Source organism: Oxynema mangrovii CENA135 (assembly GCF_016632315.1).
In the GTDB taxonomy this organism is placed as follows: Bacteria; Cyanobacteriota; Cyanobacteriia; order Cyanobacteriales; family Laspinemataceae; genus Oxynema; species Oxynema aestuarii.
This window is the reverse complement of record NZ_JAEOXH010000001.1, coordinates 2,579,999-2,591,961: the sequence shown is the minus strand read 5'-3', so window position 1 is coordinate 2,591,961 and position 11,963 is coordinate 2,579,999. Positions and strand designations below refer to the sequence as shown.

Genomic DNA, 11,963 nt, shown 5'->3' with positions numbered 1-11,963 from the left:
TAGCTTGTTAAAACCCAGACGCTATTTTTAGCAAAAGAGTTGGCTATTACCGATCTCGGTTCGCAGCCACAAAGGTTAGAGAAATTGTAAACGGCGCGATCGCAGTTCAAAACTTTTTTACATTAATTCATACCCGAAAAACTGACCGGAGTCAGGCGAAACCTGCTTCTCACCCTAGCGGTTTTGCCTGAATCGGGGGTGGATTCCCGTATGCGATCGTCCGCCGTTAACTGAAACAGGCAGTTACTTTATATTTTGCAGTATTTTTGCGAGAAGTTGCCAACTCGTCAAGGCTTCGAGAAGCTTTAGAACTCGGGAAAGCCAAACTCTCGATCGCCCGTTCTCATCGTTCAACTTTTCTCTCCAACCGGGAATAATTCACCCCAGACTTGCGATCGGATCTCAGCCGATCCCCCGGTTGACTGCTTGAAATAAGGGGTGTTGACCGTAAGGCGATCGTCCCCAAGCTTCCCCATGCCGTTCGCTAAAATAATCTTGGAGAGACCATCTCCGTTCCACGTTTCCATTCGTTTCGATCGCCGGATCTGATTGAATATGTCCCATTCTTATTCTCAAGAAGACGTCCAGCAAATTTTGCAACTCGCCCTCGCCCAACAAGCGGATGGAGGCGAATTTTCCCGCGATCGTCTCCTGGAAATGGCCCACGAGTTGGGGATTTCCGAGAGTACCCTACACCTCGCCGAACAGCAGTGGTTGGGTCTGCAAGGCGAAAATCGCGATCGCCAAGCCTTCGACCAGTTTCGACGCTCTAAATTTAGACAGAGTGCGATTAAATACGCGATTGTCAACTCGTTTTTAGTCGTCCTCAATTTACTCACCGCCCACACCCTTTCTTGGGTGTTCTGGGTCGCCGGACTTTGGGGGGTCTTCTTAGCCCTCAAAGGTTGGAAAACCTACGCCCTCGAAGGCGAAGAGTACGAAAGAGCGTTTTCTGCTTGGCGACTCAAACAGCAAATCGGTCAATCGTTGGGGAATACTATTTCTAGATTTCTCAACCCCGAACGCGAGTCTTTATAATTCGTCGGCGCGATCGCGCGATCGCGCTAAAATTTGTTGAGAACTTGGCTGACTTCACTCAAAAATGCCAAACTATTAAACTCAATCCCCGGACTCATGGAATCGAAAGTCGAGAGGGCGGAACAAGACTTTTCCCCGATAATTGTTTGATACGGATCGAGTTTAAAACTACGCTGAGTATTTTTTTCAAATCGAGAAAAGTGCAGCAACGCCATCGATTCTAAAATTTGCTGTTTCAGTGGACTGTCGTAAATCAAACCCTCGCGGATGTTGCGATCGTCGAGTACTCCTCGATAAATATTTAACAGTGTCGAATAAGAAATCGCCCCATTATAAAAGCGGTCATTATCACGATTGCTTTTCCCCACGATTGACCCAGTTAACAAGTTGAAAAAAACCACTGCTTGTTGTCTCGGATCGTCCCACAACCGCGTCAACTCCTGGGTATCTTCGATCGCCCACGACGACTCTCCCTCACGGTCTCGCAATTTCCGAACGTAATATTTATCGAAAAATACCGGATAAATGGTTAAATTATCCAGATTTTGCTTTAAATATTGAATCAGTTGACCCGACATAAAATAAAGTTCGTCGTCGGTATTCGTTCGGGTAATATGCAGGGTACTGCTGTAAGGAGTTTGGGCAATATAAACAATATGTTGGTAACCGTCTGCATAAAGATGGGCGATCGTGTCCATTAACACTTTAGGAGTGACGTACAACTGACGGACTGTTTCTTTACCCACAAAGGTTTGCAGTCGTTCCACCCGAATTCGACCGTCCGGCGATCGTTCTACTCCAATCGCTTCTCCAATTAAATTCGCAATCCGATTTTGACGGGTTTCATGGCGAAACATCGCATCGCTTTCCCGACTCGAAACCACGACGATCGCCAATTTTTTTAACCGATCTGCTTCTGCAACTTGCTCTCGCGTCGATGATGTCTTAGAAAACATCTTTGGCAATACCGAATACAGAGAACTCAAGCCGTTAGTCGCCGCATATTGCTTTAAAGTATGAATGCGGAAACCCTGAGAATTCGATCGCATGTTTTTACTAAAAAGATGCGCCAATGTCTTAGAGAGATTCGCCATAAACTTTTCTGCTACAACCGGGTTCTTCTCATTGCCTTCATGTAAGCGAATTTGAGGAACAAAAGATTTGCTTACGAGATATTCTAAAATAATATCCAGTGATAAATAAGCTAAAATCGTCCATGCAAATTTATATAAAAATACCGATTCCGGAGTTTTTAAATTATCCTTTAAATGCATCGGGTCGTAAGCAAAAATAATCCAAGGTACATTCTTCAGATTGTTTTGATAAAAATTATCGCACGGTGGAGTATCCGGTCCCCAAAGCACGGGTAAGGTGGAAATTCCTGACGTGACATATTCCCAATTAAACTGTTCTTGGAACGGCGATCGAAAATAACGAAGATCTTCGATTTTAATGCGTGCGGATAAACAAGATAACGCATCAGTTTCTAACCCCGCTTTGACAATGCTGATATATCGTAAAGCTTGTTTGGGATTATTGCTGACAACTTCTTGAAAAAAGATATGATTGAACATTCGTTCGATATTGGGTTGTAAAACTCCTTTGCTCAATCGGATATAAACCGGACGATTGAAAGCGGGTAATATTGACTGACGCGCGATCGAACGCTTTAACAAGTTTTTTAAACGATCTATCTTCTCATTAACTTTGTATTTTTTAAAGCCTTTCAAGGTACCTCTAAATAAACTTTGTTTGGCGGTTTCATCCGACCCTTGCAATATCGGTAAAACGTTTTCTGTGAAGCTGGCGATCGCGTTGTATTCTAATTCTGCATCGGGATTATAATCGGAAGCTGAAGGATCTAATTTTGAGGCAAAAACACAATAATATAAAAAGAAACGATATAAAACTTTGCGTGCAAAAGCCTCAGAGCGATCGGGGTCGGCTAAATTATTTCGATGAGTCTCGCTATCAGGATTTAACAGATCGATATTATACTCAAAAACAGATTTCTTTCCGTAAGCTTGAACTGGATGATTGAGCTTGAGCTTTAACCCAAAAATAAACTCGACTTCTCCCCGTTCTGGGTCGGTATTTTCTCCTAAATGTCCCTCAATTAATGGAATAATTGGTAAAGAATCGAACGCTTCAGCCCGCGAAAAGAAATCTTTATAATTAACCGCAACTCCTGCATAATTAACCTCATAGTCGCTATCGGCTTTGTTCAAATCGTTAACATAATCTTCGATCGCCCGCAACCGCCTCATTAAATCTCTCAAGTAAATCACGTCTACATGCTGCTGATTTGTTTGGATATTTTCGAGCAGATGTTCTAAATATAAAAGACAAGCTTCTCTTTTCAGTTTTCCCAAGCTCTCCTGGTCTACCAAACGTTGGAGATTGTTAAAGTCAGAAGCAGGATTACGCATACTCGATTGAAAGATATCTTGCAATTCTTCAATTTCATCTGAATCGAGGTTGTTCTGATTGCGGATGTAGTTCATTACGGCTTCTTCCACCTCTTCTCGAAAGCGTTCGGTTTGAGAAACGGTAATTGTTAATTTATGGAACTTAAATATTGAACTACTTCCGGGCAAATCGGTGTCGATCGTCAAACTTTGTTTTTCAAAGTTGTCCGAAAATTCAGTAACTTTATAGGTAGTTTTGTCGAGCTTGAGAAGTGTTTGAAAACTGTCTAGATCGGTACTCATTTTAGCTACTAGTTCGGCCAAGTTCTCCTCGTCGAGGAGCAATGAATTTAGGTGTTTTTTGAGGGCGGCTTGAATCTTGTTGATAAGTTGGGGAAATTGGCGCTCGAATCCCGGACTAAAATTGACCGTCGCTACTTTCACGCCTCGGGTGAAGTGCAGGGGATTTTGACAGGATTGACGGGCGAGTTCGGTGGCGATCGCGTCAAAATTGGCGAGTAGTTTATTGCGTTTTTTCGAGACTTTGAACGGGTTACGATCGCGCAACAGGCGATCGAGTTTGCTTAAAATATCGCCGTAGTCTACGGGAACGAGGGAATTGTCTTCTTCTCTGAATTGATTGGTCACTGCAATACCCGAGTAATGTTCGATCGCTTTATGGGGTCATATTTTATACGATTCTGGAGAAAATTATATTAAGTTTTTCAAAATTAACGATCGCCCGTCCCAGGAGGAGACGGCTAAAATGTCGTGAATTGAGGGCATTTCGGGCATTTTTATATATAGGCGATCGCCAAAGACACTCGTTAGCTTTACAATTAGGGACAGTTCTTGTTAGCGTAGCGATGAGCGATCGCGCGACAGACACTAAATTCAGGGCGTTTTGTGTCGATCTTTGGGGTGAAACTCGCTATAGAATTCCGATCGCGATCGCCGGAATTTGCGATCCTTCATCAGAAACAAACGCGGTTAAACATGGAAAGAATTCTAGAACCGGAAGTGATGGACACCTGGGAAGATGCGATCGAGTATGACTCGATGGACTTTCGAGAGGTCAATACCGCCTTTGCAGAAGCGGCGATCGCCGTCGGACCGCCTTCGGGATTAATTTTGGATGCGGGAACGGGAACGGCCCGGATTCCGATCGAAATCGCCCGCAAACGTCCGCAATGGCAAATCATCGCCGTCGATTTGTCCGCCAATATGCTTAAAGTTGGCGATCGCAACGTCCGCGAAGCCGGGTTAGAACACCGCATTGAGTTAGAATTTATCGATGCTAAAAAAATGCCCTATCCCAACGGACATTTCGATGCGATTATTTCTAACAGTATCGTCCATCATTTACCCGATCCGATCCCGTTTTTTGACGAACTCAAACGCTTGTTAAAGCCCAATGGCGGTTTATTTTTACGCGATTTAATGCGACCGAACGATCGCGCCACCGTCGATGCGTTAGTCGCCGCGATCGGATCGGAATATAACGACTATCAAACGAAATTATTTCGCGATTCCCTCCACGCCGCGTTTACCGTTGCCGAAATCCGCGAAATGCTAGATACAGCCGGATTAAAAGGGGTAAAGGTCTATCAATCTTCCGATCGCCACTGGACCGCCGAACGACAATGGGGCCCGTCTTCGGAGGGTAACTAAAATAATGACTGAAATTAAAAAATGGGAACTACTGCGATCGCAGCTTGTTTTTAATAACCCCTGGTGTCGCGTTCGCCGGGACGAAGTTCGCTTACCCAACGGACATCAAATCGACGATTTTTTTGTCAACGTTCGACCCGATCTCGCCGTCGTTTTTGCCCTCACCGAACGTCGAGAAATCATTTTTGTCCGTCAATACCGCCACGGGGTCGGCGAAATTTTATTAGAACTGCCCGCCGGGGCGTTCGATCCCGCCGTCGAATCCGCCGAATCTGCCGCCCGCCGCGAGTTTACCGAGGAAACGGGTTACGCGGGCGATCGCTTCATTCCCTTGGCGTCCTTACACGACAATCCCGTTAAAGACACCAATAAAGTCCATTTATTTCTCGTCGAAAATGTCAAAAAAATTGGCGAACAAGTTCTCGATATTACCGAAGAGATCGAACTCGTTTTAATCCCGATCGAAACTGTGCGCGATCGCATTCAAACCGGGGAAATTTGCGTCGCGGGCACCGTCGCCGCCACCTTTTTAGCCTTGCAGTTGTTAGCCGCGCAAAACCCCTAACTGCCGATTTTGCGAGTCCACACCCCACCCCTCTCGCAACTGCACTTAACATTATGTTATAAAACATGTAGAAATGTTAAGTGCAGTTGCGAATGTTGATTTCGCCTCAAACCCTGGCGCAAATTAAAGCGTCGGTGAAAGAAAAACTCTTATTCGGGAACGAACCGAGTCCCGAACTGACCGCGATTCTGCTGGTCTACTTCGTTCAAGGGATCCTCGGTTTGGCCCGCTTGGCGGTGAGTTTCTTCCTCAAAGACGAACTCGCCCTCTCTCCCGCCGAAGTCTCCGCCTTAATGGGGATTGCGGCCCTCCCTTGGATTGTCAAGCCGCTTTTTGGCTTTATTTCCGACGGTTTGCCCATTTTCGGCTATCGTCGCCGTCCTTACATCGTCCTGTCCGGGATCTTGGGCGCCTTGGCGTGGGTGAGTATGGCGACAGTCGTACACACCGGATGGGCGGCGACGGCGGTGATGCTGGTCAGTTCCCTGTCCGTGGCGGTCAGCGACGTGATTGTCGATTCTCTGGTCGTCGAACGGGCCCGCCAGGAGTCGCAAAGCGAAGCGGGTTCCCTGCAGTCCCTCTGCTGGGGCGCCTCGGCCCTCGGCAGTTTAATCACCGCCTATTTGAGTGGGTCGTTACTCGAACAATTCAACACCCAAACGGTGTTTTTAATCACCGCAACCTTCCCGTTAATCGTATCGGCAGTCGCCTGGTTAATTGACGAAGAAAAAGTGCGCGATCGCCGTCCCGGATTGACCAAAGTCAAACAACAAATCGGACAATTAAAAACCGCAATTTCTCAAAAAGCGATCTGGTTGCCCACCGCCTTTTTATTCATCTGGCAGGCGACCCCTTCCTCCGATTCTGCCTTCTTTTTCTTCACCACCAACGAGTTAGGCTTTCAGCCGGAATTTCTCGGGCGGGTTCGCTTGGTCACCAGTCTCGCCTCGTTATTAGGAATTTGGTTATTCCAGCGCTTCTTTAAAACCATTAACTTTCGGACGATGTTCGCCTGGACCACCGTGTTATCGGCCCTGTTGGGAATGACCAGTTTGTTACTCGTCACCCATGCGAATCGGGCGATCGGGATTGACGATGCGTGGTTCAGTATCGGCGACAGTTTGATCCTCACGGTCATGGGACAAATTGCCTATATGCCCGTGTTAGTTTTAGCCGCCCGCTTGTGTCCGTCCGGCGTCGAAGCGACCTTATTCGCCTTGTTAATGTCCGTGACCAATTTAGCGGGACTGAGTTCTTACGAATTGGGAGCCTTACTCACCCATTGGTTGGGGGTTACAGAAACCAATTTCGAGAATTTGTGGCTGTTAGTCGTGATTACCAATGTAAGCACTTTACTGCCGTTGCCCTTTTTAAACTGGCTGCCCGGGAGTCATGACGACAACAACGGTGGAGGACGGGCGATCGCCCCCGGCGAACCCTCAAATCCGGTGTTTAAAGATAATAGCCAGCCTGTCGAAAGTTTGCAGGTGTAAAAATGATCTAAAAATACGTTTTTCTCTCCCTTCTATTGTTTCTGTTGGCGTCGATCTATCGATTGTAAACAATTATGCAACTGCAAGATAAATCACAATTTCCTAACGTCGAGCATTTAGATTCAAAATCTTACAGTCGCGAAGATTGGAAACAAGGGTATCAGTCCCAACCCGAAGAATTTAGCTATTGGATCGACGAAATTGACGGCGAAATTCCCCCGGATTTATGCGGAACCTTCTTTCGCAACGGCCCCGGATTGCTCGACATTCACGGACAGCCGATTCACCATCCTTTTGATGGGGATGGCATGATTTGTAAAATCGGGTTTAAAGACGGTCGCGCCCACTTTCAAAATCGCTTCGTTCGTACACAAGGTTATCTGGAAGAACGCGAAGCCGGAAAAATTCTCTATCGGGGGGTGTTCGGCACCCAAAAACCGGGGGGATGGCTGGCAAATTTCCTAGATTTGCGCGTTAAAAATATTGCCAATACCCACGTGATTTATTGGGGTGAAAAGTTGCTGGCGTTGTGGGAAGCGGCGCCACCCCACCGCCTCGATCCCGAGAGTTTAGAAACGGTCGGACTCGACGACCTCGACGGGTTGCTCGAATCTGGGAAAGCGTTTGCGGCGCATCCGCGTATCGATCCGGCGTGCGCGATCGATGAGGGGGCGCCCTGTTTGGTCAATTTTGCGGTCAAACCGGGGCCGAAAACGACGATCGCGATTTACGAGTTCGATCCGGCGGGGAATTTGCGGCGCCATCACGAACACTCGGTGCCGGGATTTGCCTTTCTCCACGACATGGCGATTACGCCGAATTATTGCATCTTTTTCCAAAATCCGGTGAGTTTCCATCCCCTGCCCTATTTCCTGGGAGTCAAAGGGGCGGGGCAGTGCATCCGTTTTAACCCGAAAGCGCCGACGAAGGTCATTTTAATTCCGCGCGACGGTTCCTCGCCGATGCAGATCGTGGAAACTGAGCCGTGTTTCGTGTTCCACCACGCCAATGCTTGGGAAGAAAACGGCAAAATTTACATCGATTCGGTCTGTTACGAGTCGTTCCCTTCGATCCAGGAGGACGGGGATTTTCGCGAGGTCGATTTCGACGCCCTCCCGGAAGGTCAGTTGTGGCGTTTCGAGATTGACGAGGGGCGCGAAACGGTGGGTCATCAGGTGTTGAGTCGCCGTTGTTGCGAGTTTCCGGTGTTGCATCCGGCGCGAGTCGGGCGTCCCTATCGTTATTTATATCTCGGCGTGGCCGATCGCGAGACGGGAAATGCACCGTTGCAGGCGGTGATGAAATGGGATGCGCAAACGGGCGATCGCCAGGTGTGGAGTGCGGCGCCCCGTGGTTTTGGCGGCGAACCGTTGTTCGTTCCCCGTCCGGGAGGAGACGGCGAGGATGACGGGTGGGTGTTGTTGCTGGTGTACGATGCGGCCCGTCACGGGTCGGATTTAGTCATTTTAGACGCTCGGGCGATCGCCTCGGGTCCGATCGCCCGCTTGCACTTGAAGCACCATATTCCCTACGGTCTGCACGGTAGTTTCACGCCGGAATGCTTCGTCTGAGGTTCGCCGCGATCGATTTTTCTATAAACCTCGAACGATCGGCTAGGATCCGTTTAGGGATGGGTCGTACCCTCCCTCCCTGGTGGGTTTCTTCCAATGGTTAAAACGGGTGCCACAGGGGCGATCTCGGTCGTTACGACCGACGATCGCCTCGGCTGTGCCGATCTCGGGTGGGATAAGGTTATCGGGTAGAGGTGATTATGAAATTCACGATCGCGATCGCAACTTACAATCGGCTTCCCCTACTCAAACGGGCGATCGATTCGGCCCTCGCACAAACGCTCAGTTGTGAAGTGGTGGTCGTCGATGACGCCTCCACCGACGGAACCGAACAGTACGTCCGCAGTTTGAGCGAAGCCCTACGGGCGGCGGGGGATCCTCGCCTGGTGTACTGTCGTAACGAGGAAAACTGCGGACACGCACTGACCGTGAACAAGGGGGTCGAAGTTGCAAGCGGCGAGTGGGTAAAACTGCTCGACGACGACGATTATCTCGCGTTTAACTGTATCGAAGAAATGACTCGGGCGATCGCCCTGCATCCGGCGGCGGCAATTTGTTCGTGTCGGGCGAGTCAAGTGGATGAGAACGAATGCGAATTGAGCCGAACCCGCGAAGTCGGTCCCGGTCGCGCGTTTTATATTCCCCAAGAGGATATCCACTATGGAATGCTGCTCGAATTAGTGCCGTTCGGAACTCCCGCCCAAGTGGCATTTCGCCGCGATGCCTTTCTCGAAACCGGGGGATGGGATTCGAGTTTGGATACCAACTGCGACGATATCGATTCTTGGATTAGAATCGCCGAGCATGGCGATGCGATTTTTATCAATCAATGTTTGGCGTTTCGCACGGTCTGGGCTGAGGCGTACAATAAAAAATTTACGATTCACAAACGCCTGGAAACGAATATTTTAATGAAACAAAAGATCTGCGATCGCATTAGTGAAAAACACCGCGATCGCGTTCCCGCTTTCCAAAATATTACCGCGTATTTAAAACTTCACTGGCTGTTTGTCGCCCTCAAAAGCAAACAGTTGCCGACGGCGCTCAAATTGGCTTTTCCCAGTATTTTTAGATATCGGGGATGGAAATTACTGCTCGAAACAATTCTCTCGCGCCGATTTAACAATTTTTCCTCGTTGAATTTAATTACTGAAAAAACTTTAAAATCCGTCCAAGTCTCCTCCTCGGCGTCTCCCGTTCACCCGCGAACCTTTGGCGGCAGCAATCCGGAACTGATTCGGGAACAGTTACGCCTGAAAGCTAGCAAAATGGCGTTTAAAAAAGGAAATCCGATCGCCGGGGTGAAATTGGGATTCCCTGCCTTGGTTTCGATGGTCAATCGCAAACTCTTTGGAAAAACTCAGAACCTTTCCCAGACGGGCGATCGTGCGGCTATCGAGGCTTCGGGCGATCGCAACACGGAAAATAATGTAGTTTTAATCGATCGTATCGAAACATTAATTAAAAATAAGCAAAATGTCGATTTAAGCGAAATTAAGCAGGTGCGCGATTATTTTAAGTTGCGCTGGAGTTGGTTGGCGCTCAAGCATGGTAAAGTCGCCGAAGCGGTAAAAATCGCCCTTCCGGCGTTGTTCTCTCTCAATGCTTGGAAGTTATTTGTTCAAGCTTTACTCAAAGATAAGCAAGAAAAGAATAAGTCTTTAGTGCAGAAAATTGTTTTAATCGATTATTAAAGAGGAGGGAGCATCCCCCTAAATCTGCCTTTTTTAGGGGGACTTTATTCGATCGCCGTTTTACTGTCCTCGGATTTGTTTGAGATTATATTGGGCGGGTGTATAACTCGGATCGAGTTCCACGGCCCGTTCAAACTGGGCGATCGCCTCGGCGATTTTGCCTTGTGCTTGCAAGGTTAAACCCAAGCCGTTGTACGCTAACACCCGCGAATTCGCTGGAATCGCCGCCCTATCCGGCAAGGCGATCGCCCGCTCGAAGTGAGCGATCGCCTCGTCGAATTGCCCTTGCTGGCGGTAAATGACGCCTAACCCGTTATACGCCGTCCCTAAATTGGGGTCGAGTTCGATCGCCCGTCGGTATGCCGCGATCGCCTCGTTCCAGCGATCTTGACGTTGCAAGACTACTGCAAGATTGTTGTGGACTCCGGCCCAATTCGGTTCGATTTGCAAGGCCCGTTCGTAAGCGGCGATCGCCTCTTCTAGATTGCCCTGTCGGACTAAAACAATCCCTAACTCGTTATACGCCCGGGCTTGATTCGGATTGACCTGCAACGCCTGACGGTAAGCGACGATCGCCTCGTCCGGGCGATCGTCGCGTCGCAACAACCCGGCTAATTTTAAATAGGCTTCGCCGTCGGTCGGATTGAGTTGGATCGCCCGCCGATAGGAGGCGATCGCCTCGGGTATGCGTCCGGTAGCACTCAAAACCACCGCAAGATTGTAATGAGTTTGTCCCTGATTGGGGTTAATCTCTAAGCCCTGACGATATGCGGCGATCGCTTCCTCGAACTGACCGCGATCGTTAAAGGCATTGCCGAGATTATTATAAGCACTCGACTGTTGCGGGTCGAGGGCGATCGCCTGTCGGTATGCCGCGATCGCTTCCTCGACGCGGTCTTGATAGTAAAGGGACAACCCCAACCAATCGTAAGCCGCCGCATTGTCGCGATCGCGTTCGAGAACCGACCGCCAAATTTGTTCCGATCTGGCATAATCCCGCGCATTAAATGCCGCACTTCCTTCTTGAAATAGGCTTTCTAAACTTTGGGCGATCGCTGCAGGTACCATCAAAGTCATAGATAAGCTACAGGCGAGTGCAATGCAGGCGCGATCGAACTTCATTCTCCTGAGTGATTTAAACATCGGATTTTAGATTTTGGATTTTAGATTTTAGATTAGATTTTAGATTAGATTTTAGATTTTAGCCATCTTATCTGAGTTGTGAAATTTATTGAAGTCTATCGATTCCCTATCCCTCTTTTATCATTTTCGGAATCGAAATTTCGATCGCAGCCGTTTAATCCCTCTCAAGTAGCAGCGTTGAGAGATCTTTCGACTCGAATCCTAAAATTTGTAGACTTTTAGCTCATCAAATCTCCCCAGATCGAGTTCTGCAAGACCTTCATTGCTTTTTTCTAAGCGTATTTCACCCCAGTGTGACCGAAGAGAGAAATGTGATTCATTTAAAATAGTTAAGGGGTTATTCATGTTTTTGGCTGCGGGTCAAGTCTTCAATTTTTAAA

The 11,963-nt window shown here is 48.2% G+C and carries 9 protein-coding genes; 6 read left to right on the top strand and 3 right to left on the bottom strand.

The features are described from left to right. Positions 1 to 402 precede the first annotated feature (402 nt). On the bottom strand, positions 403 to 564 hold the full coding sequence (locus JJD41_RS10160) for a hypothetical protein (protein ID WP_200665812.1): 162 nt from the start codon (positions 562 to 564) through the stop codon (positions 403 to 405). Between JJD41_RS10160 and JJD41_RS10155 the strand changes: the two genes are divergently transcribed. Continuing rightward, entirely contained in the window at positions 556 to 1,038 is a 483-nt protein-coding gene (locus tag JJD41_RS10155) for a 2TM domain-containing protein (RefSeq protein ID WP_200665811.1), read from the top strand. The genes JJD41_RS10160 and JJD41_RS10155 overlap by 9 nt on opposite strands. Before the next feature lie 26 nt (positions 1,039 to 1,064). Here the strand turns inward: JJD41_RS10155 and JJD41_RS10150 are convergent, their stop codons facing one another. After that, complete coding sequence (locus JJD41_RS10150; protein ID WP_200665810.1) at positions 1,065 to 4,094, bottom strand: hypothetical protein; 3,030 nt, start codon at positions 4,092 to 4,094, stop codon at positions 1,065 to 1,067. 348 nt (positions 4,095 to 4,442) lie between these two features. Here JJD41_RS10150 and JJD41_RS10145 point away from each other — a divergent pair, with 348 nt between their 5' ends. The 5 genes from JJD41_RS10145 to JJD41_RS10125 all read left to right on the top strand — a co-directional run bounded on the left by JJD41_RS10145 (position 4,443) and on the right by JJD41_RS10125 (position 10,440). Beyond that, the gene (locus tag JJD41_RS10145) at positions 4,443 to 5,117 is read left to right on the top strand and encodes a class I SAM-dependent methyltransferase (protein WP_200665809.1); all 675 of its coding nucleotides are present in this window, start codon (positions 4,443 to 4,445) and stop codon (positions 5,115 to 5,117) included. 4 nt (positions 5,118 to 5,121) lie between these two features. Beyond that, positions 5,122 to 5,682 carry an NUDIX hydrolase gene (locus JJD41_RS10140; RefSeq protein ID WP_200665808.1) on the top strand — a complete coding sequence of 187 codons (561 nt, stop codon included), beginning with the start codon at positions 5,122 to 5,124 and terminating at the stop codon, positions 5,680 to 5,682. A 92-nt stretch (positions 5,683 to 5,774) separates the two neighbouring features. Next, positions 5,775 to 7,175 carry a folate/biopterin family MFS transporter gene (locus JJD41_RS10135; RefSeq protein WP_200665807.1) on the top strand — a complete coding sequence of 467 codons (1,401 nt, stop codon included), beginning with the start codon at positions 5,775 to 5,777 and terminating at the stop codon, positions 7,173 to 7,175. Positions 7,176 to 7,249: 74 nt separating this feature from the next. After that, on the top strand, positions 7,250 to 8,746 hold the full coding sequence (locus JJD41_RS10130) for a carotenoid oxygenase family protein (RefSeq protein WP_200665806.1): 1,497 nt from the start codon (positions 7,250 to 7,252) through the stop codon (positions 8,744 to 8,746). 200 nt (positions 8,747 to 8,946) lie between these two features. Beyond that, positions 8,947 to 10,440 (top strand): glycosyltransferase family 2 protein, encoded by a 1,494-nt coding sequence (locus tag JJD41_RS10125; protein ID WP_200665805.1) that lies wholly within the window; start codon positions 8,947 to 8,949, stop codon positions 10,438 to 10,440. 60 nt (positions 10,441 to 10,500) lie between these two features. Here JJD41_RS10125 and JJD41_RS10120 read toward each other — a convergent pair whose 3' ends face one another. Then, positions 10,501 to 11,583, bottom strand: a complete 1,083-nt coding sequence (locus JJD41_RS10120) for a tetratricopeptide repeat protein (RefSeq protein WP_200665804.1) — start codon at positions 11,581 to 11,583, stop codon at positions 10,501 to 10,503. Positions 11,584 to 11,963: the final 380 nt, after the last annotated feature.